General features: G+C 67.6%; 25 protein-coding genes and 1 tRNA gene. 11 read left to right on the top strand and 15 right to left on the bottom strand.

Features of this window, described 5'->3' with window-relative positions; translation table 11 throughout:
* Nucleotides 1-2: 2 nt before the first annotated feature.
* From G6N14_RS15050 to G6N14_RS15035, 4 genes are read left to right on the top strand one after another with little or no spacing between them, the layout of a single operon-like run.
* A complete protein-coding gene (locus G6N14_RS15050) occupies nucleotides 3-1,691 on the top strand; it encodes an MCE family protein (protein ID WP_085136327.1) in 1,689 nt (562 codons plus the stop codon).
* On the top strand, nucleotides 1,688-2,353 hold the full coding sequence (locus G6N14_RS15045) for an Rv1363c family protein (protein ID WP_085136328.1): 666 nt from the start codon (nucleotides 1,688-1,690) through the stop codon (nucleotides 2,351-2,353). The genes G6N14_RS15050 and G6N14_RS15045 overlap by 4 nt, the downstream gene beginning before the upstream one ends.
* The gene (locus G6N14_RS15040; RefSeq protein ID WP_085136356.1) at nucleotides 2,350-2,838 is read left to right on the top strand and encodes a mammalian cell entry protein; all 489 of its coding nucleotides are present in this window, start codon (nucleotides 2,350-2,352) and stop codon (nucleotides 2,836-2,838) included. The genes G6N14_RS15045 and G6N14_RS15040 overlap by 4 nt, the downstream gene beginning before the upstream one ends.
* Before the next feature lie 17 nt (nucleotides 2,839-2,855).
* Complete coding sequence (locus G6N14_RS15035) at nucleotides 2,856-3,395, top strand: hypothetical protein (protein WP_133054927.1); 540 nt, start codon at nucleotides 2,856-2,858, stop codon at nucleotides 3,393-3,395.
* Between the two features lie 41 nt (nucleotides 3,396-3,436).
* Here G6N14_RS15035 and G6N14_RS15030 read toward each other — a convergent pair whose 3' ends face one another.
* Nucleotides 3,437-4,930, bottom strand: coding sequence for an alpha,alpha-trehalose-phosphate synthase (UDP-forming) (locus G6N14_RS15030; RefSeq protein WP_407663125.1), 1,494 nt, complete (start codon nucleotides 4,928-4,930; stop codon nucleotides 3,437-3,439).
* Nucleotides 4,930-5,103 (bottom strand): hypothetical protein, encoded by a 174-nt coding sequence (locus G6N14_RS20560; protein WP_109559861.1) that lies wholly within the window; start codon nucleotides 5,101-5,103, stop codon nucleotides 4,930-4,932. Before G6N14_RS20560 ends, G6N14_RS15030 begins: the two co-directional genes overlap by 1 nt.
* A 99-nt stretch (nucleotides 5,104-5,202) precedes the next feature.
* On the opposite strand from G6N14_RS20560, the gene G6N14_RS15025 reads away from it, so the two are divergent.
* The 4 genes from G6N14_RS15025 to G6N14_RS15010 all read left to right on the top strand — a co-directional run bounded on the left by G6N14_RS15025 (nucleotide 5,203) and on the right by G6N14_RS15010 (nucleotide 8,844).
* Nucleotides 5,203-6,135 carry an enoyl-CoA hydratase gene (locus G6N14_RS15025; RefSeq protein ID WP_085136330.1) on the top strand — a complete coding sequence of 311 codons (933 nt, stop codon included), beginning with the start codon at nucleotides 5,203-5,205 and terminating at the stop codon, nucleotides 6,133-6,135.
* 64 nt (nucleotides 6,136-6,199) lie between these two features.
* The gene (locus G6N14_RS15020) at nucleotides 6,200-7,024 is read left to right on the top strand and encodes an SDR family oxidoreductase (protein ID WP_085136331.1); all 825 of its coding nucleotides are present in this window, start codon (nucleotides 6,200-6,202) and stop codon (nucleotides 7,022-7,024) included.
* A gap of 2 nt (nucleotides 7,025-7,026) precedes the next feature.
* A complete protein-coding gene (locus tag G6N14_RS15015) occupies nucleotides 7,027-7,893 on the top strand; it encodes an SDR family oxidoreductase (RefSeq protein ID WP_085136332.1) in 867 nt (288 codons plus the stop codon).
* Nucleotides 7,894-7,980: 87 nt separating this feature from the next.
* Nucleotides 7,981-8,844: an alpha/beta fold hydrolase gene (locus G6N14_RS15010; RefSeq protein WP_085136333.1), complete on the top strand. Its 864-nt coding sequence runs from the start codon at nucleotides 7,981-7,983 to the stop codon at nucleotides 8,842-8,844.
* A 59-nt stretch (nucleotides 8,845-8,903) separates the two neighbouring features.
* Here G6N14_RS15010 and G6N14_RS15005 read toward each other — a convergent pair.
* Together G6N14_RS15005 and G6N14_RS15000 are read right to left on the bottom strand one after the other, a co-directional pair.
* Nucleotides 8,904-8,978, bottom strand: a tRNA-Thr gene (locus tag G6N14_RS15005).
* A 71-nt stretch (nucleotides 8,979-9,049) separates the two neighbouring features.
* On the bottom strand, nucleotides 9,050-9,823 hold the full coding sequence (locus tag G6N14_RS15000) for a hypothetical protein (protein ID WP_085136334.1): 774 nt from the start codon (nucleotides 9,821-9,823) through the stop codon (nucleotides 9,050-9,052).
* Nucleotides 9,824-9,931: 108 nt separating this feature from the next.
* On the opposite strand from G6N14_RS15000, the gene G6N14_RS14995 reads away from it, so the two are divergent.
* Nucleotides 9,932-10,651 carry a response regulator transcription factor gene (locus tag G6N14_RS14995; RefSeq protein WP_085136335.1) on the top strand — a complete coding sequence of 240 codons (720 nt, stop codon included), beginning with the start codon at nucleotides 9,932-9,934 and terminating at the stop codon, nucleotides 10,649-10,651.
* Nucleotides 10,652-10,691: 40 nt separating this feature from the next.
* Entirely contained in the window at nucleotides 10,692-12,155 is a 1,464-nt protein-coding gene (locus G6N14_RS14990; RefSeq protein ID WP_085136336.1) for a sensor histidine kinase, read from the top strand.
* A 3-nt stretch (nucleotides 12,156-12,158) separates the two neighbouring features.
* On the opposite strand, the gene G6N14_RS14985 is transcribed toward G6N14_RS14990, so the two are convergent.
* Nucleotides 12,159-12,563 carry an HIT family protein gene (locus G6N14_RS14985; RefSeq protein ID WP_085136337.1) on the bottom strand — a complete coding sequence of 135 codons (405 nt, stop codon included), beginning with the start codon at nucleotides 12,561-12,563 and terminating at the stop codon, nucleotides 12,159-12,161.
* 111 nt (nucleotides 12,564-12,674) lie between these two features.
* On the opposite strand from G6N14_RS14985, the gene G6N14_RS14980 reads away from it, so the two are divergent.
* Nucleotides 12,675-13,205 (top strand): YceI family protein, encoded by a 531-nt coding sequence (locus tag G6N14_RS14980; protein WP_085136358.1) that lies wholly within the window; start codon nucleotides 12,675-12,677, stop codon nucleotides 13,203-13,205.
* A gap of 243 nt (nucleotides 13,206-13,448) precedes the next feature.
* Here G6N14_RS14980 and G6N14_RS14975 read toward each other — a convergent pair whose 3' ends face one another.
* The 10 genes from G6N14_RS14975 to G6N14_RS14930 all read right to left on the bottom strand — a co-directional run bounded on the left by G6N14_RS14975 (nucleotide 13,449) and on the right by G6N14_RS14930 (nucleotide 22,782).
* Nucleotides 13,449-14,576 carry an NDMA-dependent alcohol dehydrogenase gene (locus tag G6N14_RS14975; protein ID WP_085136338.1) on the bottom strand — a complete coding sequence of 376 codons (1,128 nt, stop codon included), beginning with the start codon at nucleotides 14,574-14,576 and terminating at the stop codon, nucleotides 13,449-13,451.
* A 139-nt stretch (nucleotides 14,577-14,715) separates the two neighbouring features.
* Complete coding sequence (locus G6N14_RS14970; RefSeq protein WP_085136339.1) at nucleotides 14,716-15,957, bottom strand: cytochrome P450; 1,242 nt, start codon at nucleotides 15,955-15,957, stop codon at nucleotides 14,716-14,718.
* A 59-nt stretch (nucleotides 15,958-16,016) separates the two neighbouring features.
* The gene (locus G6N14_RS14965; RefSeq protein WP_085136340.1) at nucleotides 16,017-16,757 is read right to left on the bottom strand and encodes a glucose 1-dehydrogenase; all 741 of its coding nucleotides are present in this window, start codon (nucleotides 16,755-16,757) and stop codon (nucleotides 16,017-16,019) included.
* 18 nt (nucleotides 16,758-16,775) lie between these two features.
* Complete coding sequence (locus G6N14_RS14960; protein WP_085136341.1) at nucleotides 16,776-17,882, bottom strand: NAD(P)H-dependent amine dehydrogenase family protein; 1,107 nt, start codon at nucleotides 17,880-17,882, stop codon at nucleotides 16,776-16,778.
* A 27-nt stretch (nucleotides 17,883-17,909) separates the two neighbouring features.
* Nucleotides 17,910-18,464 carry a nuclear transport factor 2-like protein gene (locus G6N14_RS14955; protein ID WP_085136342.1) on the bottom strand — a complete coding sequence of 185 codons (555 nt, stop codon included), beginning with the start codon at nucleotides 18,462-18,464 and terminating at the stop codon, nucleotides 17,910-17,912.
* A 2-nt stretch (nucleotides 18,465-18,466) separates the two neighbouring features.
* Nucleotides 18,467-18,673: a ferredoxin gene (locus G6N14_RS14950; protein ID WP_085126802.1), complete on the bottom strand. Its 207-nt coding sequence runs from the start codon at nucleotides 18,671-18,673 to the stop codon at nucleotides 18,467-18,469.
* Nucleotides 18,674-18,692: 19 nt separating this feature from the next.
* The gene (locus G6N14_RS14945; protein WP_085136343.1) at nucleotides 18,693-20,096 is read right to left on the bottom strand and encodes a lanosterol 14-alpha demethylase; all 1,404 of its coding nucleotides are present in this window, start codon (nucleotides 20,094-20,096) and stop codon (nucleotides 18,693-18,695) included.
* Nucleotides 20,093-20,920: an SDR family oxidoreductase gene (locus G6N14_RS14940; RefSeq protein ID WP_085136344.1), complete on the bottom strand. Its 828-nt coding sequence runs from the start codon at nucleotides 20,918-20,920 to the stop codon at nucleotides 20,093-20,095. The genes G6N14_RS14945 and G6N14_RS14940 overlap by 4 nt, the downstream gene beginning before the upstream one ends.
* Complete coding sequence (locus tag G6N14_RS14935; RefSeq protein WP_085136345.1) at nucleotides 20,921-22,147, bottom strand: cytochrome P450; 1,227 nt, start codon at nucleotides 22,145-22,147, stop codon at nucleotides 20,921-20,923. It lies immediately after the preceding gene.
* Nucleotides 22,144-22,782, bottom strand: coding sequence for a TetR family transcriptional regulator (locus G6N14_RS14930; RefSeq protein ID WP_085136346.1), 639 nt, complete (start codon nucleotides 22,780-22,782; stop codon nucleotides 22,144-22,146). The genes G6N14_RS14935 and G6N14_RS14930 overlap by 4 nt, the downstream gene beginning before the upstream one ends.
* Between the last annotated feature and the right edge of the window lie 100 nt (nucleotides 22,783-22,882).

Raw genomic sequence — 22,882 nt, 5'->3', positions numbered from 1 at the left:
CCATGCTGAGCCGACTCGTCCGAATCCAACTCGGGATCTTCGCCGTGGTCACGGTGCTGGCCGTCGGCGCCATCTCGATCCTGTACCTGCATGCGCCGAGCCGGCTGGGCATCGGCACCTACAAGGTGACCGCCGACTTCATCGGTGGCGGCGGTATCTACAAGAGCGCCAATGTCACCTACCGCGGCGTGACGGTGGGCCGGGTGGAAGACGTGCGTCTCACCGACCACGGGGTCGACGCCCAGATGCGGCTCAACAGCAGCACCAAGATCCCGGGGAACGTCACCGCGACCGTCAAGAGCATGTCCGCGATCGGTGAGCAGTACATCGACCTGGTGCCGCCCGCGGACGCCGCCGCGGTCGCGGCCGCCGGGTCGCTGCGCGGCGGTGCCCGCATCGGCCAGGACCGCACCGCGATCGGCCAGGACATCGCCGGGCTGCTCGACGAGGCCCAGACGCTGGTCAACAGCGTCGCCAACAGCCGGCTGCGGGAACTGCTGCACAGCGCGTTCGAGGGCTTCAACGGTTCGGGGCAGGAACTGGCCCGGATGATCGCGTCATCGCGGCAACTGGTCGACGAAGCCAACGACAACTTCGACGCGACGTCGGCGCTCATCGACCAGTTCGAGCCGTTCCTGGACGCTCAGATTCGCAGCGGGGACGACATCAAAAGACTGGCCCGCTCGTTGGCGGCGGTCACCACCGAGGTGCGCAACGCCGACCCGCAACTGCGCGAGGTGCTGCAGATCCTGCCGTCCGTCACCGACGAGGCGAACACCACCTTCAGCGGCATCCGGGCGTCGTTCCCAACATTGGCCGCCAGCATGGCCAATTTCGGGCGGATCGGTGTCATCTACCGCAAGTCGATCGAACAGGCGCTGGTGGTGTTCCCCGCGCTGATGGCCGCGCTGATGACCGTCGCCGGTGGCGTGCCCATGGAAGAAGGCGTCAAGCTGGACTTCAAGATCGACATGCACGACCCGCCGCCGTGCACCGTCGGGTTCCTGCCGTTCACCGACATGCGCTCGCCGGCCGACGAGACGGTGCGTGATCTGCCTAAGGATCTGTACTGCAAAGCGGCCCAGAACGATTCGGTCGCGGTCCGCGGTGCGCGCAACTATCCCTGTATGGAATACCCGGGCAAACGGGCGCCGACCATTCAACTGTGCCGTGACCCCAGGGGCTTTGTCCCGATCGGCAGCAATGCGTGGCGTGGTCCGCCGGTTCCCTACGGCACGCCGGTCACCGACCCCCGGATGACCAACCCGATGAACAAGTTCCCGTACATCCCGCCGGAGGCCGACTACGATCCCGGCCCGCCGGTGGTGGCCCTGCCGCCCGGTGTGCCCGCGGGCCCCGGGCCGGCGCCCAACCCGCCCTTCCCGCTGCCCTACCCGCCGAACGCGCTGGGGCCGGCCCCGGCGCCGTGGCCGTACTACGCGCCGCCGGACCAGAACATGCCGACCAGCCCCGGGGGCAACGGCGGCCTGCCGGCCTACGGACGCGATCCCGCGCCTGCGCCGGCGCCGGCCGAGGCCCAGGCCAACGGCGTGGCCTACAGCAGCTACGACCAGCGCAGCGGCAAGTTTGTCGACCCGGCCGGTGAGACCGGCGTGTTCGTCTCAGGGGCCGACAAATGGCTGCCCGCCGAGAACTGGGCCGACCTGATGCTCGAGCCGAGGCAGACGTGACCGGTCCCGAGCCCACCAGGCCGCGACGCCGGGCCTCGCGTGCGGCCGGTCCGGCCGGCGATACCGCCGAGGCGACGGCCGTCGGGGTACCGACGCCGAGCCGGGCCGCCGTGCGAGCGGCCCGCCCGGTGGGACCGCCGCCGCGGCGGCGAGCCAACGCCCGGCAGGTTGCCGTACTGGCCGCTGCCGTCGTGCTGGGCGCCAGTACCGTGCTGGGCGGGGTGGTGGCGGTGCTGCTGCTGCAGCATCGGCACGCCGTCGCTTCCGACAGCCGCGACCAGCGATTCGTCGACACCGCAGTCCAGACCGTCCTGAACATGTACACCTACACACCTGACACCGTGAACGAGCAGGTGGAGCGCTTCGTCGCGGGCACCAGCGGCCCGCTGCGCGACACGATGGCCAGCAATACCGAGAACCTCAAGGCGCTGCTGCGCGAGACCAAGCACAGTTCCGAGGCCGTGGTCAACGCCGCGGCCCTGGAGACCGTGGACGATGTCGCCGGCAATGCGTCGGTATTGGTGGCGATGCGCGCGACCGCGACCGACGCTGACGGCGTCAACAAGCCGTCGCAGCCCTACGCGCTGCGGATCATCGTCCACGAAGACGCCGCCGGCAACATGACCGCCTACGACCTGAAGTGGCCGGACGGCAGCCGATGAGTCGCCGATGGGCAGGGCTCGTCGCCATGGTCGGGCTGCTGGGAGTATTCGTGGGTCTCGGTGCCACCGCGGGATCGCTGTATTGGAGCCGGGTCGAGGCGCGCGGTGAACAGACGACCCGCACCGAGCTGACCCAGCTGACCACCGACGAGATTCCCAAAGTGCTCGGCTACGAGTACAAGACCGTGGAGCGCAGCCTGACCGAGACGTTCCCGTTGTTCACCGGGGATTACCGTCGCGAGTTCGAGGCCCGGGCCGTCAACGAGATCATTCCGCAGGCCCGGGAGAAGCAGCTGGTGAACCAGGTCGACGTGGTAGGCGTCGGCGCACTGGACGCCAAGCGGACCACCGGTTCGGTGCTGGTATTCGTGAACCGCGTGGTGACGGGCAAGTCCAAGGAGAAGTACTACGAGGGCAGCCGGTTGCGCGTCGACTTCCGCAAGATCGACCGCAAGTGGCTCATCAGCAATATCGTGCCGATCTAGCGGAAAGGATGGGTGCCATGGGGAAACTCATTCGAGGCCTGGTGGCTGTGGCCGTGGCGATGACGGCGGCCACCGGGCTGGCAGCCCCGGCCGCCGCCGACGACGATGCGGCGCCGGAGGGCACGCTCGAGGGCGTCTTCACCTACACGCAGGGCAACACCACCGCCACCTGGCGGATCTACCCACTGTGCGTCCCCACCGTGGGCGACGGAAGGGTGCCGCTGCACCTGGCGATCGGCTGCAAACTGCAGGTCGAGAGCAACGGTCCGCCGGGGCAGGCCGGAGCCTACCGGCTGTCCAACGGACAGTGGACCTACAAGACGCCCATCCTGGCCGGCACCAGATGCTCCGACGGCACCACGGCCGCCAGCGAAGAGATGTACCAGTTCGACACGTCGCTGCGGGGCACCTATACCCATTCCCACAGCGCGGTCTGCGGGCTGCAGCCCGGGTTGGAGAAACACCCCTTCACGCTGACATTCGTTTCGCCGCTGCCCAATCCGGTGATTCACTACCCGCTGACCTGCCAGGACAACCCGATCCACCTGTGTAGCTGAGCCCGGCATCCGCCGCGCTCGGCCGCGGCGGGGATCCCCCGTCAGGTCACCGCGTCGGTGAGCGCGTCGAGGAACGACCGGGCCCAGCGGTCCACGTCGTGCGCCAGGACCTGGCGGCGCAGCGCCCGCATCCGCCGGCGGCCCTCATCCTCGGTCTGGTTGATCGCTGCCTCGATGACGTCTTTGACGCACTCGATGTCGTGCGGGTTGACCAGGTAGGCCTGGCCCAGCTCCGCCGCGGCACCGGTGAACTCGCTCAGCACCAGGGCGCCGCCCAGGTCGCTGCGGCATGCCACGTACTCCTTGGCGACCAGATTCATCCCGTCGCGCAGGGGAGTGACCAGCATGACGTCGCTGGCCACAAAGAACGCGATCAGTTCGTCGCGGGGGACCGGGCGATGCAGATAGTGCACCACCGGGTGGCCGACCTCGCTGTACTCGCCGTTGATGTGGCCCACCTGGCGTTCGATGTCGTCGCGCAGGATCTGGTAACTCTCCACCCGCTCCCGGCTCGGCGTCGCCAATTGCACCAGCACGGTGTCGTCGCGTTTGGCGCGTCCTTCGGCCAGCAGTTCGTTGAACGCCCTGAGCCGCACGTCGATGCCCTTGGTGTAGTCCAGCCGGTCGACGCCGAGCAGGACCTTGCGGGGATGGCCGAGCTCGGCGCGAATCTCCTTGGCGCGACGCCGGATTCCGCGCTCCCGGGCTTTGCGGTCGAGTTCGCCGGAATCGATCGAGATGGGGAAGGCGCCGACTCGCACCGTGCGGTCGGGCAGTCGCACTTCGCCGAACCGGCTGCGCACCCCCACCGACCCGCGTGAGGTGGGCGCGCCGACGAGCTTGCGCGCCAGGAACAAGAAGTTCTGTGCCCCGCCGGCCAGGTGGAAGCCGACCAGGTCGGCGCCGAGCAGCCCCTCGACGATCTCGGTGCGCCACGGCAGTTGCATGAACAGCTCTACCGGCGGAAACGGGATGTGCAGGAAAAAGCCGATGGTCACGTCGGGGCGCAGGGTCCGCAGCATCTTGGGGACCAGTTGCAGCTGGTAGTCCTGGACCCACACCGTGGCGCCCGGCGCGGCGGCCCGCGAAGCGGCCTCGGCGAAGCGGCGATTGACGTCGACGTAGCGGTTCCACCACTCCCGGTGGTAGATGGGCTTGACGATAACGTCGTGATACAGCGGCCACAGCGTGGCGTTGGAGAAGCCCTCGTAGTATTCGGCGATATCGGTGGGGCTCAGCGGAACCGGATGCAGGCGCAGATCTTCGACGTCGATGGGTTCGGCAGGGGCATCCAGACTGCCCGGCCAGCCCACCCAGGCACCGCGCCGCTTACGCAGCAGCGGCTCCAGCGCGGTGACCAGCCCGCCCGGGCTGCGCTTCCACGCTGTCGTGCCGTCGGGCTGCACCTCGATGTCGATGGGCAACCGGTTGGCCACGACGACGAAATCGGAGTCTCCCGGTTCAACCGGCGGCACCTGGCCCGAACCGTTGGGTTGGTGCGGCCGAGACGCGCCGGGGCCCCCCGACTCGGGCATTACGCCCCGTTTTTCTCGGGTGCCGCAGGCCCGATCCCCAGCATGGCGAGAAACACCCGGCATTCGTCGGCGTCCTCCGCGTAGGCGGCAACCACGCGCCGGGCCTGGCTCGCGGTGCTGTCGGCCAGCGGTTCCACGTCCTCGATGTCGGCGGGTTCGGATTTAGCAGGCATGACTTGACTCTAGCGAAGTGCGCGCTGTGTCACACCTGGCTCGGGCAGCTGGTGCCCGCCGCCGTAGCCTGTGATGCGACGACGACGAGGGTGGAGGCAATGGTCACATCGCAGACCGCATCGAACCAGGCCGGCGACGCTTCGGGCGGCCATGTCGAATATGAGACCGTCGACGACGGGCGCATCGCCCGAATCTGGCTGAATCGCCCGGAGACCCACAACGCACAGAACCGGACCCTGCTGGTGGAGCTCGACGAAGCGTTCTGCCGGGCCGAAACCGATGACAACGTGCGGGTGGTGATCCTGGGGGCGCGCGGCAAGAACTTCTCGGCCGGTCACGACCTGGGCTCGGAGGCGGCGGTGACCGAACGCCTGCCCGGGCCGAACCAGCACCGGAGTTTCACCGGCAACGGCGGCACCCGGGAGGCGAGTGTCGAGAAGACCTACCTGCAAGAGTGGCATTACTACTTCGCCAACACCTGCCGCTGGCGCGACCTGCGCAAGATCACCATCGCGTCGGTACAGGGCAACACCATCTCCGCTGGGCTGATGCTGATCTGGGCCTGCGACCTGATCGTCGCGGCCGACAACGCCCGGTTCTCCGACGTGGTCGGCGTGCGGCTGGGGATGCCCGGGGTGGAGTACTACGCCCACCCCTGGGAGTTCGGGCCGCGCAAGGCCAAGGAGCTGCTGCTGACCGGCGACTCGCTGGACGCCGACGAGGCCTACCGGCTGGGCATGGTCTCCAAGGTGTTTCCCACCGAGGAGCTGGCCGACCGCACCCTGGAGTTCGCCCGCCGCATCGCCGACCTGCCGACGATGGCCGCGTTGCTCATCAAGGACTCGGTGAACGCCGCCGCCGATGCGATGGGCTTCACCGAGGCCCTGCGACACGGCTTCCACATCCACCAGCTGGGCCACGCGCACTGGACCGCACATAACGACAACAACGCGCCGATCGCGCTGCCGCCCGAGGTGCCGGACTGGCGCACCGCCAAGGCCACCGGCCTGGCCCGCCGCGACCAGCCCTGACCGGCCGGTGCTCGCGTGGACGGCAGCCAGACTTGTTTCGACCGTGACGACGTGAGGGGCCGGCGTGCAGCTCAGCTTTGAAGACCGCAGCTACCTGGTCACCGGTGGCGGCAGCGGCATAGGTAAGGCCGTGGCCGCCGCGCTGGCCGCCGCCGGCGCTGACGTGCTCATCGTGGGTCGCAACGCCGAACGGCTGGCGGCCGTCGCCGCCGAACTCGGCGGTCAGGTGCGGCATCTGCCGGTGGACGTCACCGATGAAGACAGCGTGATCGCCGCGGTCGAAGCCGCCGCTGCCCCGCACGGCAGGCTGCACGGGGTGGTGCACTGCGCCGGCGGCTCGGAGACCATCGGACCGATCACCCAGATCGACTCCCAGGCCTGGCGGCGCACCGTCGACCTCAACGTCAACGGTTCGATGTACGTGCTCAAGCACGCCGGGCGGGCCCTGGTGCGCGGCGGGGGCGGCTCGTTCGTCGGGATCTCCTCGATCGCGGCCAGCAATACCCACCGCTGGTTCGGCGCCTACGGGCCGACCAAGTCCGCGCTGGACCACCTCATGCAGCTGGCCGCCGACGAACTGGGGCCCTCGTGGGTACGGGTCAACAGCATCCGACCGGGCCTGACCCGCACCGAGCTGGTCGCCCCGATCCTCGACTCGCCCGAGCTGAGCGAGGACTACCGCATCTGTACGCCGCTGCCCCGTGCCGGTGAAGTCGAGGACGTGGCCAACCTGGCACTGTTCCTGCTCAGCGACGCGGCCGGGTATATCACCGGCCAGATCATCAACGTCGACGGTGGGCAGATGCTGCGCCGTGGGCCGGACTTTTCGGCGATGCTGGAGCCGGCGTTCGGCGCGGACGGGCTGCGCGGAGTGGTGGGGGAGGACTAGCCATGGGCACTTATGCGGTCACCGGGTCGGCATCCGGGATGGGACGACAGGCCGCGGAGAAACTGCGGGCCCAAGACCACACGGTGATCGGAGTCGACCTGCGCGACGCCGACGTTGTCGCCGACCTCTCCGGCCCGGACGGTCGGGCGGCGGCAGCCCAACAGGTTCTGGAGCGCTGCGGGGGGCACCTCGACGGGGCGGTACTGGCGGCCGGCGTCGGACCCACACCGCGGGCGGTGCCACTGATCCTGCAGGTCAACTACTTCGGCGTGGTCGACCTGCTGCAGGCGTGGCGACCGGCGCTGGCTGCGGCGGGCGGAGCCAAAGTGGTGGTGATCGCCAGCAACTCGACCACCACCGTGCCGGTGGTGCCGGGGGCGGCGGTGCGGGCACTGCTGGCCGGCAAAGCGCCCAAGGCGGTGCGCCGGCTGCGTCTGTTCGGGCCCGGTGCGCCGTCGATTGCCTACGCGGCCTCCAAGATCGCCGTCTCGCGGTGGGTCCGTCGCCAGGCGGTCCAGCCGGCCTGGGCTGGCGCCGGCATCCGGCTCAACGCCCTGGCGCCGGGGGCGATCATGACACCGCTGCTGGAAAAGCAGCTCGCTACACCGGGTCAGGAGAAGGCGGTCCGCAGTTTCCCGGTGCCGGTCGGCGGCTACGGCGATCCCGCCCAGTTGGCGGATTGGATGCTGTTCATGCTCTCCGATGCGGCGGACTTCCTCTGCGGCAGCGTGATCTTTGTCGACGGCGGTTCGGACGCCTACTTCCGCGCCGACGACTGGCCGCGCTGCGTCGGCGCCACGGGTGTGCCGCGCTACCTGATGCGGTTCGGCAAGTTCCGGTCGACGTCGCCGGGGCCCGATCGCGGCTAGCTCGCCGGCGAGATTCGACCCCGGCACCGTCCCCGGAGCAGTTCGGCGTTAGCGTGTCTAAGAGTTTCGGGGATCCTGAGGAGACACATGCCGGCAGAGCTGAGCCACGACGAGACCCTGCGCGAGGTCACCACCGAGCAGGGGGTGCTGCGCTACCACGAGGCCGGTGACGGGCCGACGCTGCTGATGCTGCACGGTTCCGGCCCCGGGGTGACCGGATGGCGCAACTACCGCGGCGTGCTGCCCGCCTTCGCCGAACGTTTCCGCTGCCTGGTGCTGGAGTTTCCCGGCTTCGGGGTCAGCGACGACTTCGGCGGGCACCCCATGGTGACGGCGTTCGGCGCGGTGCCGGCATTCGCCGAGGCGCTGGGCCTGGATCGGTTCAGCATCATCGGCAACTCGATGGGAGGTGGCGTCGGCATCGGCTACGCCATCGGCAACCCCGACAAGGTCAACCGACTGGTAACCATCGGCGGGATCGGCACCAACCTGCTCAGCCCGGGACCGGCCGAGGGCATCCGGTTGCTGCAGGACTTCGTCGACAACCCCAGCCGGGAAGCGCTGGTGCGGTGGCTGCACTCGATGGTCTACGACCCGTCCGTGATCACCGACGAGCTCATCGAGGAGCGGTGGGCACTGGCCACCGACCCCGACACCCTGGCCAGCGCCCGGCGGATGTACGGCAAGGAATCCTTCACCAACATGGTGAAGATGATGCAGGCATCGAAGGGGCCGCTGCCGTGGGCGATGATGCACCGGCTCAAGGCGCCGACCCTGGTGACCTGGGGCCGCGACGACCGGGTCAGCCCGCTGGACATGGCGCTGATCCCGATGCGGACCATCCCCGACGCCGAGGTACACGTGTTCCCCAACTGCGGGCACTGGACCATGATCGAGGCCAAGGACGCCTTCACCCGCGTGGTGCTGGAGTACCTGACCCGCGACCACTAGCCGCCCGGGGTGGGAGGCCAGCCGCAAGTGCGCCTGCGGCCGCGCTACCAGCTATCTTTTGGAGCCCCCTGTCAGGATTGAACTGACGACCGCTCGCTTACAAGGCGAGTGCTCTACCACTGAGCTAAGGAGGCGGGTTGGTGCTGCCAGCTTAAGCGGCGACCGCGAGCGCAGCAGACCCGGGCACCGCCCGATCGCGGTGGGATCAGCTCGCTGGATCGGTCGGATCCTGGTCGATCACGCGTTGGGAGCGCACAGTCCGGGTCGGCGAGCGCCGACTGGATCGGCGGGGCAGCAGTGGAATACGTTCGGCGATATTGCTCAGCGGATTGACCACCAGCGTCAGGGCGATCACCGCCTCCTGCAGGGTCTCGATCGCCGGCTCCAGGGCCTCCATACCGGGGGCCAGCCGGCTCAGGGTGTCGGCGAGACCGGCGAGCTGCTCGAGCGGTCCGTTACGGGCGGTCAGCTTGTCGATCAGCCCGCCTTCGGCCAGCAGGCGGTCGGCCAGCCCGTCTTCGGCCAGCAGGCGGTCGGCCAGCCCGTCTTCGGCCAGCAGGCGTTCGATCAGCCCGTCCTCGTCGGTCAATTGATCGACCAGGCCGCCGGGCTGCAGAGCGCGCTGCAGGCCGCCGCCCTCGGCGGTAAGCCGGTCGACGACCCCTCCCGGCCCGGTCAACTGGTCAACCAGGCCGCCCGGTGCCAGCAACCGGTCCGCCGGACCTCCCGGCGCCAGCGCCCGCCCCAGCGGGGCGTCGTCGTCCATCAATTTGGCGAGCCGATTGGCCCGGCTGATGGTGTCTTCCAGGCCCAGGATCTGCGCCATGGAGTTGCTCGACCCCGGCCTTCCGGCTTCGCCGAGCGCCTGCCGCGCCAGCCCCAGTGCCGTGCTGGCAACGCCGAGGCCGGCGTCGGCGATCGACAGACCGATACGCGCCGGAGCGGTGTATACGGCGACCAGCTGCTTGACCAGGCTCACGAGGCCAGTCTAGGGGCCGTTCGGAGCGCCCATCGGCTAGATTGATTGACAACAGACGTACAGCCAATATCCAGGTCATTTTCAGCGGTCCGCGGGGGAATTGTCGGTATGGGAGCAATAGCTGCGCAAGACGCCGCACCGGAGGCCCGCGTCCTGGTAGTCGACGACGAAAGCAACATCGTCGAACTGTTGTCGGTCAGCCTCAAATTCCAGGGGTTCGAGGTCTACACCGCCTCCAGCGGCCCCGCGGCGCTGGACCGCGCACGGGAGATCCGGCCGGACGCGGTAATCCTCGACGTGATGATGCCGGGCATGGACGGCTTCGGGGTGCTGCGCCGGCTGCGCGCCGACGGCATCGACGCCCCGGCGTTGTTCTTGACCGCCCGCGACGCTCTGCAGGACAAGATCACCGGGCTGACGCTCGGCGGCGACGACTACGTGACCAAGCCGTTCAGCCTGGAGGAGGTGGTGGCCCGGTTGCGCGTCATCCTGCGCCGGGCGGGCAAGGGCGCCCAGGAGCCGCGTAACTCCCGACTGAAGTTCGCCGACATCGAACTCGATGAAGACACCCACGAAGTGTGGAAATCCGGTGAACCGGTGTCGTTGTCGCCCACCGAGTTCACCCTGTTGCGGTACTTCGTGATCAACGCCGGCACAGTGCTGAGCAAACCGAAGATCCTCGACCACGTGTGGCGCTACGACTTCGGAGGCGATGTCAACGTCGTGGAATCCTACGTCTCCTACTTGCGGCGCAAGATCGACACCGGGGACAAGCGTCTGCTGCACACCCTGCGCGGCGTCGGCTACGTGCTTCGCGAGCCGCGATGAGCGGCGTCAGGCCGGCGAACACCAGAATGCAGTCGTAGTCATGGAGACGGTCAAACCCCTCCGGGACATCTTGCCGCTCAAGGTGAGTCTGGTCGCGGCCACCTTGGCCATGGTGGCCATCGGGTTGCTGGCACAGGGGTACGCCGTGACCACGATCTTGCGACACCGTCTGATCAGCAGAATCGACGCCACCCTCATCGACGCCGCCCAGGGCTGGGCCCTTGAACAACGAACCCGGGTGCCGTCGCGGGCGGGCGAGGATCCCCACGCCGGCCGGCCGCCGACGAGCTACTACGTCCGCGACGTCGACCCCGATGGCAGGGTCTGGACGGTGGTCAACGACCAGAACGCCGAGCCGCTGCTGCCGGCGGACAACGACGTGGGGCCCGTACCGATCACGATCGGCTCCGTCGACGGATCGGGCGTGCAATGGCGGGCCCTGTCGGTGCACGGCGAGAACGGCAGGCTGATCACCGTGGCCAGGGACCTTTCCGATCCCCGGGCCACGTTGCGCTACGTCGCCTGGTGGCGGGTGACGATCGGCGTTGGGGTGCTGGTGGTGCTGGGGGCCGTCGGATACGTAGTGGTCAACCGCAGCCTGCGGCCGCTGGGCGAGGTCGAACGGACCGCCGCGGCCATTGCCGCCGGCCAGCTGGACAGTCGTGTCCCGGAGCGGGATCCCCGCACCGAAGTCGGACGGCTCACCTTGGCCCTCAACGGCATGCTGGCCCAGATTCAGGAGGCGGTGGCCTCGTCGGCGGCCTCCGCGGAAAATGCGCGCCTCTCCGAGGAACGGATGCGCCGGTTCATCACCGACGCCAGCCACGAACTGCGCACCCCGCTGACCACGATTCGCGGCTTCGCCGAGCTCTACCGGCAGGGCGCGGCCCGCGATGTGGAGCTGCTGATGTCACGCATCGAGAGCGAGGCACGCCGCATGGGACTGCTCGTCGAGGATCTGCTGCTCCTGGCCCGCACCGATGCTCAGCGCCCGCTGGAGCGGCATTGGGTCGACCTGCTGGTGCTGGCGACCGACGCTGTGCACGACGCCCGGGCCACCGCACCGGACCGCCGTGTCGAGCTGGAGGTGTTCGACGGCCCAGGGACGCCGGAGGTGCTCGGTGACGAAGCGCGACTGCGCCAGGTGCTGAGCAACCTGGTCACCAATGCGCTCCAGCACACCCCGGACGGAACCCCGATCACCGTGCGCGTCGGCACCGAAGGCGACGACGCCATCCTCGAGGTCGTCGACCACGGCCCGGGGATGAGCGAGCAGGAGTTGGAACGGGTCTTCGAGCGATTCTTCCGAACCGACTCGTCGCGGGCGCGGGCCAGCGGCGGCACCGGCTTGGGGCTCTCGATCGTCGACTCGCTGACCCGGGCGCACAACGGCACCGTGACCGTCAGCTCTCCGCCGGGCCAGGGATGCACGTTCCGGGTCGCGCTGCCGCGTCTTGTCAGCGCACCCGCTCCAGCGGCCGAGCTTCCTGCTGAGATCGTTTGAGCCTCAGCCGAGTTCGGCGAGGGCGGCCTTGATCTTGGCCTGCGCCTCGTCCAGCGATTCCGGTGCGGGACTGCGATCCACGCCGGCGAAGCCGAAGTCGGCCAGGCTGCGGGTGGGGAACACGTGCACGTGCAGGTGCGGGACCTCCAAGCCGGCGATGATCATCCCGGCGCGTTCGGTGTCGAACGCGCGACACACCGCCTTGCCGATCCGCTGCGCCACCGCCATCACCTGAGCGAAGGCGGCGCCGTCGACGTCCTGCCACTGGTCGATCTCAGCGCGGGGCACCACCAGCGTGTGGCCCTGCGTCATCGGCTCGATGGTCAAGAACGCGACGACGTCGTCGTCCTCGTAGACGAAACGCCCGGGCAGCTCCCGGTTGATGATCTTGGTGAAGACGGTGGTCATGGGTTCAGCATATGCGCCGAGGGCCTGATGAAACGGCCGCTGCTGCGTATTATCGAAGACGAGCTGATGCTCTTGGTGCGGGCTTTCCACGCCACAGGCCGAGGAGATGAGATGTCATCTGTCGCAACCTTTCTGAGCAGCCCGGCGGCGGTCGGTACCTGGGACCTGGATCCGGGCCAGTCGAGCATCCGGTTCGAGAACGGAACCATGTGGGGAGCGCTGAAGGTTCGGGGCGCCTTCACCGATTTCAGCGGCAGCGGCGAGATCAAGGACGACAAGACCGTGACCGGCAGGGTCGAGGTCAAGGCCGCCTCGATCAACACCGGACTGGGCACCCGCGACCACGATCTGCGCCGATCGAACTTCTTCGACACCGACCGGTACCCCGACATCACTGTCGTGGTCACCGGGGGCGAGTCCACCGGTGGCGATACCGTCCGGCTGGACGCCGAACTGACCGTCAAGGGGATCACCGGAGCACTGCCGCTGAACGTTGAGGTGTCCCCGCTCGACGACGGCGGCGTGCGCCTGAACACGGAGGCGGCCGTCACCCGTAAACAGTTCGCCGTCGAGGGGAACTTCCTGGGCATGGTCGGCAACCGGACCAAGCTCAAGGCCAGCCTGGTCTTTCGGCGTACCTAATCTCTCGTTGACGTCTTTCGCTGACTCTGCGCTTACCAGACAAAAGTGCGAGAAGGTCGCCTGGTAAGCGCAGAGTCAACTGGTGTCTTACCGGTCGGCGGGGCCTTAACGCCGACCCGCCGCGCCCGGCTCCGCCGCGCTAGCGGTCGGCGGAGCCTTAACGCCGACCCGCCGCGCCCGGCTCCGCCGCGCTAGCGGTCGGCGGAGCCTTAACGCCGACCCGCCGCGCCCGGCTCCGCCGCGCTAGCGGTCGGCGTCGGTGTAGCGGATGATGCCCCGAATGTTCTTGCCGTCCAGCATGTCCTGGTAGCCCTCGTTGATCTGCTCCAGCTTGTACTGGCGGGTCACCATGTCGTCCAGGTTCAGCTTGCCGACCTTGTACATCGACAGCAGCTGCGGGATGTCGTACTGCGGGTTGCCGCCGCCGAAGATGGTGCCCTGCAGGTTCTTCTGCAGCAACGTCAGCATCGCCAGGTTCAGCGTGACCTGGTTGTCCAGCATGGACCCCATCGCGGTCAGCACACAGGTGCCGCCCTTGGCGGTCAGGATCATGTAGTTGTCGATGTCGGCGCCGTGCACCTCGCCGACGGTCACGATCACCTTCTGGGCCATCAGGCCGGCGGTGACCTCCATGATCCCGCCCATCGCGGCGAAGATGTCCGGGTAGACGTGGGTGGCGCCGAACTTCAGGGCCTGGTCGCGCTTCCAGTCCACCGGGTCGATGACGAAGATGTTGCGGGCCCCGGCGTTGACCGCACCCTGCAGTGCCGACATGCCCACCCCGCCGACACCGACGACCGCCACGTCCTCACCCGGACGGATGTCGGCGCTGCGGACAGCCGACCCGTAGCCGGTGGTGACGCCGCAGCCGACCAGGCACGCAACCTCGAACGGAATGGACGGGTCGATCTTGACCACCGAAGACTTGTGCACCACCATCCACGGCGAGAAGGTGCCCAGCAGCGTCATCGGGTAGACGCCCTGGCCGCGCGCGCTGACCCGGAAGGTGCCGTCGCTGACCGCCACGCCGTTGAGCAGGCCGGCGCCCAGGTCGCACAGGTTGCGCATGCCGGACTGACAGGTCCCACAGGTGCCACACGACGGAATGAACGACAACACGACGTGGTCGCCAGGAGCCAGATCTTCCACCCCGGGACCGACCTCGGTCACGATGCCGGCGCCCTCGTGCCCGCCAAGGACCGGGAAACCGGCCATAGGGATGCTGCCGGTCATCAGGTGGTGGTCGGAGTGGCACATGCCGGCCGCCTCCATCTGGATCTTGACCTCGTCCTTCTGGGGGTCACCGATCTCGATCTCCTCGACCGACCACGGCTTGTTGAACTCCCAGAGCAACGCACCCTTAGTCTTCACCGCAAACCTGCTTTCCTTTTGAATTTCCGGGACGTCCGGCAGTCCACTTGCTCGGAGCCTATAACCCGCTGCCGGGCGGCGTTAAGGTCCCCGCAAACACCCCATGCATCGACCGGCATCCGGTCGCGCGACCGGCGGCTTAGCCGTGGTAGGCGACCTGCAGATCCTTGACACCGTTGATCCAGCCGGAACGCAGTCGTTGCGGCTCGGCCAGTTTGGTGATGTCCGGGAGCTGATTGGCGATCTCGTCGAAGATCAGCCGGATCTCCATCCGGGCCAGGTTGGCGCCGATGCAGTAGTGGGTGCCCTGCCCGCCGAACGCCAGGTGGGGGTTGGGGTCGCGCAGGATGTCGAAGTCGAACGGCCGGTCGAAGACGTCCTCGTCGTAGTTGGCCGAGCTGTAGAACAGTCCGACCCGCTGGCCCTGGCCGATGGCCACCCCGCCGACCTCGGTGTCGACCCTGGCCGTGCGCTGGAAACAGTGCACCGGGGTCGCCCAGCGCACGATCTCGTCGACGGCGGTCTCGGGCCGTTGCCGCTTGTAGAGCTCCCACTGGTCGGGGTGCTCGGCGAACGCGTCGATACCGTGCGTGATGGCGTTACGGGTGGTCTCGTTACCCGCCACCGCCAGCAGGATGACGAAGAAAGCGAACTCGGTCTCGCCCAGGGATTCGCCGTCGAGGTCGGCCTGGACCAGCCGGGTGACGATGTCGTCGGCCGGACAGCGCCGCCGCTGCTCGGCCATGGTGTAGGCGTAGCCCATCAGCTCGGCGTTGGCCATCGCCGGATCGGAGTCGAAGTCCGGGTCGTCGGTGTTCATGATGGAGTTGGTCCAGTGAAACAGTTTCTCCCGATCGGCTTCGGGAACCCCGATCAGATCGGCGATGGCCAGCAGCGGCAGTTCCATCGCGATGTCGTCGACGAAGTTGCCGGTGTCCTTGGCGGCGGCCGCGGCGACGATCTCCCGGGCGGAATGGGCCAGCTTCTCCTCCAGGGAAGCCACCGAGCGCGGCGTGAACAGGCGAGAGACCAGCTTGCGCAGCCGAGTGTGCTCGGGCGGGTCGTGGTTGATCAACAACGCCTTGGTCAAGTCCAACTGGTCGGCGGTGATGCCGTCGGGAAGTCGCATGACCGCGCCCTTGGCGTTGGTCGACCACACGTCGTTGTCACGCGAGATCTCTTTGATGTGCTGGTGTTTGCTGATGACCCAGTAGCCGCCGTCGTCGAAGATGTTGCTGTGGGCGGGCTGCTCGTTCCACCAGACCGGTGCGGTCTTACGCAGCTGGGCGAACTCGGTGATCGGCATTCCGCGGAGCAGGACATCCGGGTCGGTGAAGTCGAATCCCGACCCGAAGGGACAGGCTGATTGTGCTGATGTCAAGACGGCCGCCTCTGATTGTCGTTGGAGCTGAATAGCGCTCGGTCATCCCGATGCCGGGCTCAACCGGTCTTGTGTGGAACATCGGTGACCAGGCCGCCGTCCATGACGAACTCCGAACCGGTGGCGTAGGAAGACTCGTCACTGGCCAAGAACACCACGAACGTGGCGACTTCCTCGGATTCACCGGGCCGGCCCAGCGGGATGGTCACCATGTCCTCGGGCAGGTGTTCGGTCATCGGGGTGCGGATGAAACCGGGGTGCAGCGAATTGACCCGGATGTTATGGCGCGCCAACTCCAGCGCGGCGGACTTCGTCAGGCCCCGCACGGCCCATTTCGAGGCCACGTAGGGGTGCACCATCGGCGCACCTCGCAGGCCCTCGATCGAGGACACATTGATGATGGACCCGCCGCCGGCGGCGATCATCGAGTCGATGGCGGCGCGCATGCCCAGGAACGTGCCGTTGAGGTTCACATCGATGACGTTGTGCCATTGGTCCAGGTCGAACTTGCGCAGCGGTCCCAGGGCGACGGTTCCGGCGTTGTTGACCAGCACGTTCAGCTTCCCGAACCGTTCGATGACCGCCGTCACCGCGGCAGCCCACTGCTCGGGGTCCCGGACATCGAGATGGACATACAACGCGGCGTCGCCCAGTTCTGCCGCCAGTGCCTCGCCCTCCTGGTCGAGCACGTCGCCGATGACCACCTTGGCGCCTTCATCGACCAGCATCCGCGCGTGCGCCGCGCCCATGCCGCGGGCGCCCCCGCTGATCAGTGCTACCTTGCCGTCTACCCGCCCCATGGGCCGTCCGCCTTTCGGTCAGTGCTGGTTGTCTTCGGTGCCTGGGTCGCCGGTTGCCGCTATGACGGCGGGTCCGCTGACCAACGGCAGGTCGAGGGTGGTGACGATGCCGGCCGGTGCTGCCACGACGGCGGGAATCGCATTGACGACCCGGCCCACACCGGCGGCGATCGCCGCGTAGTTGTGATCGCCGTGCCGGCTGGTTGGGCAGATGTCGACGGTGTAGGACGGTTCCCCGGTGATCACCACCCGGTAGGAGCCGCCGGGCTGTGCGGGCTGCGCCCAGTCGGGCCGCAGATCGCTGCGCAGCCGGGTGACGTGCTCGACCACGATCAGGGGTTTGCCGCCGACGATGCCGTTGATCTCGAACTTGAGTGCGGCAACGCCGCCCTGCGGGATGTGCCCGGCGGCGATGTCGAACGCCTCGGGGGCCGGTTCGCGCTCGCAGGAGTCGGTGATGGCCTCCAGCGTCACGCCCAGGCCGGCGGCGAGCTCGCGGATCGTCGCGCCCCACGCAACGCTCAGGATGCCGGGCTGCAGCAGCATCGGCACCTCGTCGAGCGAATTGCCGAAGCCCATCACGTCGAATATGACCTCGGCGCCGTCGTAGGTTGCGTAATCGGCGATCTCCAGGCAGCGGACCTGCTCGATGTGCGCACAGGTACTGGTGAAAGCCAGCGGCACCAGGTCGGTCACGAAGCCGGGGTCCACGCCGTTGACGTAGACGCTGGAATTGCCTTGCCGGGCCGCGTCTTCGATGGGGGCGATGAACTTGTCCGGGATGACGCCCCAGGGGTACTGCAGCACCCCCGGAGCCGTCCCGATCACGTTGATACCCGCGGCCAGCAGCCGGCAGACGTCCCTGATCGCGCCGGGCAGCCGGGTGTCGCCCATCGCGCAGTACACCGCGGCCTCGGGTTTGGCCTCGATAATCGCATCGAAGTCATCGGTGGCGGCGATGCCGGTCCGGACGTCGAGACCGGCGAGCTCGCCGGCATCGCGGCCCACCTTGGCCGTGGTGGCGACCCACACCCCGGTGAGCTCGTAGGCGGGGTTTGTGATCAGCCCGCGCAGGGCGATGCGGCCGGCATTGCCGGTGCCGATCAGAGCGACGCGTAGGGCCACGAGACCTCCTGGGATTTCAGTCGTGCCCTACCAGAGCGGAACCGGCGACTTGCCCAGCGGGTAGTAGCCGGGCAGTTTCTCGCCGGCCAGGCTGCGCTCGATACGTTTCTGCATGCCGGCGGAGAGCTTGCCCGCCGTCATCAGATCCAGGTAAAGCTTCTGGACGTGACCGAAGTCGAAGAAGTCACGCTGCCATTCGATCTTGGCGTCGGCGTTGAGTCGAAACCAACTGCCGCCGATCCCGTAGATCTCCGATTGGGTTCCGTCGGCGTCTGTCGCGACCTGCTTCCAGAAGCCGACGATCTCGCCCTGCTTGTCGTCGATGAGGACCTTTTGGTACGGGTACTGCCAGTTGTCCAGCCCCTCCATCTCCAGGCCCAGGGCCACGTCGCGGATCTCGTCGATGCCGACGCACATGACGTCCTCTTTGGGGCCGATGTTCCAGCCGTAGGTGGCGTCATCGGCGTAGAAGTCGGCCAGCGGTCGCCAGTCACCGGCCGCCTCGGCGTCCCGGTTGGCCTGCAACCAGCGCTCGACCCAGTCCTCGAGAACCTCGCGGGGGTGTGGGTGGGAAGTCGGCATCTCTATTCCTTCTCTTCAATGGACAACGCTCGGGTGGGGCAGGCCCGTACGGCCTCCCTGATCTGACCACGGTCGGAGTCGGGTGGCTCGGAGTTCAGGATTTCGACCTTGCCGTGCCTGGGGACCTGGAAGTAGTCGGGTGCCTCCAGTTCGCACATGGCGTGCCCCTGGCACAAGTCCAGATCCACTTTCACTGTGTAGCTACCCATTACCGTGCTCCCTCGGTCTCTACTTGCTGCGCCGGCGGTACCGCACCTTGGCGGGGCGGGCCAGTTGAACCACCATCTTGGAATGGTCGTTGCGGTAGCTCTCCGGCGGTTGCGACATCTCGAAGTCGTACTCGCGCAAAAGAACCGAGAAGATCGCCTTGATCTGCATGGTGGCGAAAGCCGCACCCACGCAGCGGTGCCGCCCGGCTCCGAACGGGATCCAGGTCCAGCGATGGACGACGTCTTCCTCGCGGGGCTCGTTGTAGCGTTCCGGAATGAAGGCATTGGGTTCGGGGAAGTTCTCGGCAATCCGGTTGGAGACGGCCGGCGAAGCCGCAACCATGTCGCCCTGGTGAATCGGGTAGCCGCAGACCTCGAATTCGCCCTTGGCCACCCGCATCAGGATGATCAGCGGGGGGTGCAACCGCAGCGTCTCTTTGAGCACGTTCTCCAGATTCGGGATCTGGCGCAGTGCATGAAAACTTACCTCGCCGCCGTCGGCGTAGAGCTCGTCGAGCTCTTTGATCACAGCGGCGTGGGCTTCGGGGTGGCGCAGCATCTCGATCAGCGTCCAGGCGCTGGTGCCCGAGCTGGTGTGATGCCCGGCGAACATCATCGAGATGATGATTCCGGTGATCTCGTCGGCGGAAAATCGCGGATTGCCGTTCTCGTCGGGGATCGACACCATCACGTCGATCATGTCCCGGCGCTTCTTGTCGGTCTCCGGGTTGGCGCGGCGGCCGTCCATGATGCCCTGCACGAGTTCCACCAGCTGCACCCGGGCTTCGTCGCGGCGGCGGAAGCTTTCGATCGGCAGGTAGGGATCGACGTAGCACAGCGGGTCGGTGCCGTTCTCCAGTTCGTAGTACAGCTTGGCGAACCGGCTGTCGAGCTCCTCCCGGAACTTGCGGCCGATGAGGCAGGCCGTCGAGGTGTAGATGGTCAGCTCGGCGAAGAACTCCAACAGGTCGATCTCGCCCTCGTCGCCCCAGTCGGCGATCATCTGGCGCACTTCGTATTCGATGGTGCTGGCGTGCCGCTTCATGTGCTCACCGCGAAGTGCGGTGTTGTGCAACATCTCTGCGCGCCGCTCCGGCGGTGCGTCGAACACCACGCCGTTGCCGAAAATCGGGGTCATGAAGGGGTAGGCCGCAGCCTGGTCGAGGTCGTCGTCGGTGGAGCGGAAGAAGAACTCGTTGGCTTCGGCGCCGGTCAGCAGGATTACCTTGCGTCCGGCCAAATCGAACCAGCCGACGTCGCCGCACTCTTCGCGGACCCGCTGCATCAACGCGATCGGGTCGGTGCGGAACTCTTCGAGATGGCCGTGCTCGGCCTGGCCCCCCGACACCCGGGGAACCTCCGTCGCCAGCGCCGTTGGCGCCACTGCTTCTCCGGCGGCGGCATTGTCGATGTCGCGGGTCATGACGGCATTCCTTCCTCACCCAGTTGCAGGTGGTGGCGATCGGAGGCGGTGTCGAGCAGGGGCGCCTCCGGCTGCACCTCCATGTCGACGATGTGTGCGCCGCGCGGCGTCTCCGCGACGAACGCGATGGCTCGGGCCAGATCCTCTGGGCGAAGGAAGTAGTTGTGCCGAGCCTGGCCCCATTTGGCCCAGTCCTCCAGCATCGGTCCGACCTGTTCGGCCGACAACTTCCAGCCCATCTCGGTCAGGGTCGGCCCCGGGTGGACGATGGAGGCCCGTACCCCGGTGCCCTCCAATTCCATCCGCAGGTTGCGCACCATCGCGACCAGCGCGGCTTTCGCGGCGCCGTAGGCGCCCATGTGCGGGCGCTGGTTGAGTGCGACGTCCGAACCGACGAAGATGACGTCGCCGCGCCGGCGGGCGACCATGTCGGGCAGTACCGCGGTGGCCAGCCGGTTGGCGCCGACCAGGTGTACCTGGATCTGGTCGTTGAATGCCTCGGTGGGCAGCTCGTGAATGCGGCCGGGGTACATGTCGCCTGCGCCGGAGACCAGCAACTCGATGTCACCGAGCGCGTCGACGCTTTGCGCCACGAAGGATTTGACCGAGTCGGCGTCGGTCACGTCCAGGCTGAATGCCACGGCCTCGCCACCGTTGTCGCGGATCTTGCCGACCAGGTCGGCGAGGCGGTCGGTGCGGCGGGCGCCGAGCGCTACCGGGAATCCGCGGCGCGCCAACTCTTCTGCGGTGGCCGCGCCGATACCCGAGGACGCGCCCGTGATGATGGCGGGCCGCCGGGCGGGGGACGGGTCGAAACGTGGCACTTATGCCTCCTTGACGGTGATCGGCAGGTCGGCGAAGCCGCGCACGTTGGAGGAGTGCACCCGCACGGCGTTGGCCTCGTCGACCTGGTAGTCGCTGATCCGGTTGAACAGTTCGTCGAGCGCCACCCGTGCCTCCATCCGGGCCAGGTGTGCGCCGAGGCAGAAATGGGCCCCGCTGCCGAAACTGAGCAGCTTGGAGCCGATGTCACGGCCGATCCGGAAACTGTCGGGGTCTTCGAAGACGCGTTCGTCGCGGTTTCCGGAACCGGGCAGCAGCAGCACCACCGAGTCGGCGGGAATGGTGGTTCCGTGCAGGGTGTAGTCCTGCGCGACGGTCCGCGCCAGGATCTGGCTGGGGGTGTCGTAACGCAGTGTCTCCTCGACCCACAGCGGAATCCGCGAGCGGTCGGCGAACACCGACGCAAGCTGGTCGCGGTTGCGGTGGCCCCAGTAGACCGAGCTGCCCAGCAGCTTGGTGGTGGTTTCGTTGCCGGCGATCACCATCAGGAACAGGAACGCCAAGATCTCCTGGTCGCCGAGCCGGTCGCCGTCGACCTCGGTCTCCAGCAGCGCTGAAGTGAGATTGTCCGCGGGGCGCTTCTTGAACTCGGCGATCATCTCGTTGTAGTAGGTCATCAGATCCACCGACGCCTGGATCGCCGACTGCGGAACGTCGGTCACCCCGTCCTCGCGGTGCAGCACCCCGTCGGCGAGTTCCCGGATCCGCGCCCGGTCGGCCTCGGGCACACCCATCAGCTCGGAGATGACGTCCATCGGCAGCTTGCCGGCGAAGTCATTGACGAAGTCGAACTCGCAGGTGCCGTCCGCTCCGGGCTGGATCGCATTGTCCAGATGCTGGCGCGCCAGCCGGATCACCTGCGGTTCCAGCTCCCGGATCCGGCGCGGGGTGAAGCCCTTGGATACCAGGGTCCGCAGCCGCAGGTGCTGCGGATCGTCCATGGCCAGAAACGACATCACCAGCTGGGCATGCGGGCCGCGTGAGACCGGGTCCAGGGAGACCCCGTCTCGGTTGGACAGGGCTTCGCTGTTGCGGAACCCGTGCAGCACATCCTGGTGGCGCGAAATCGCCCAGAAGTCCAGTTCCTCGTTGCGGTACACCGGGGCCTCGTCGCGCAGCCGCCGGTAGTAGGGGAACGGGTCCTCGTGGAAGTCGTAGTCGTACGGGTTGAGGACCGGCGGGTTGGATGTCGCAGCCTGCGGGCTCATTGCGGTGCTCCTGGTTCGAGGATCAGGCTGACGACGTAGGCCAGCCGATCGGTGATCTGGTGGTAGGTGAAGGCGCCGCTGCCGGCGTTGACCAGGGCGCCGAAGAAGGTCATCTCCAGGGCCGAGACCTTCTGGGCGTCCGCGTCCGGGCCGAACGCCGAGGTGATGCGGCGGTGGATCTCTGCGCCGATCCGATCGCGCACCGTGCGCACCGCTGGGTCGCTGTTGCCGCTGAGCAGCGCCGCCGTGCAGGCCGCCGCGACCTCGGGCTCGTCGGCGACTACCAGTGCCAGGTGCCGCAGCGCCTGGTTGACCCGACTCGGCATCGGTTCGTTGACGTCGGTGAAGTACGGGACCTGACGAACCAGGTCCAGATACACCTCGGCGATCAGATGGTTCTTGGAGGAGAAATAGGTGTAGGCGGTGGCCGGGGCGACCTTGGCGCGCGCAGCGACGGCGCGGACGGTCAGATCTGCGTAGGACTTCTCCCGCAGCATCTCCACGCCGGCGCGCAGCACCTTGCGGAAGGTCTCCTCCTGGCGCCGGTTCCGGGTCGCGGGTGTGGCACCCGGAGTTACGGGGTCGGCTACGGCAGCGTTCGTCGATGTGACTGCCGCCACCGATTCGCTGGACACGTGTCCAACGTAGCTGAAGATGGATTTGTTAGGCAAGTTCCCTGGGGAGCAAGGGTTTCAGGCCGAGAGGGTTGCGGGGGCGCCAGCTCTGGGTCTAGGG

This window comes from Mycolicibacter hiberniae (assembly GCF_010729485.1).
GTDB classification, from domain to species: Bacteria; Actinomycetota; Actinomycetes; order Mycobacteriales; family Mycobacteriaceae; genus Mycobacterium; species Mycobacterium hiberniae.
This window is presented reverse-complemented; position numbering and strand designations above follow the sequence as displayed.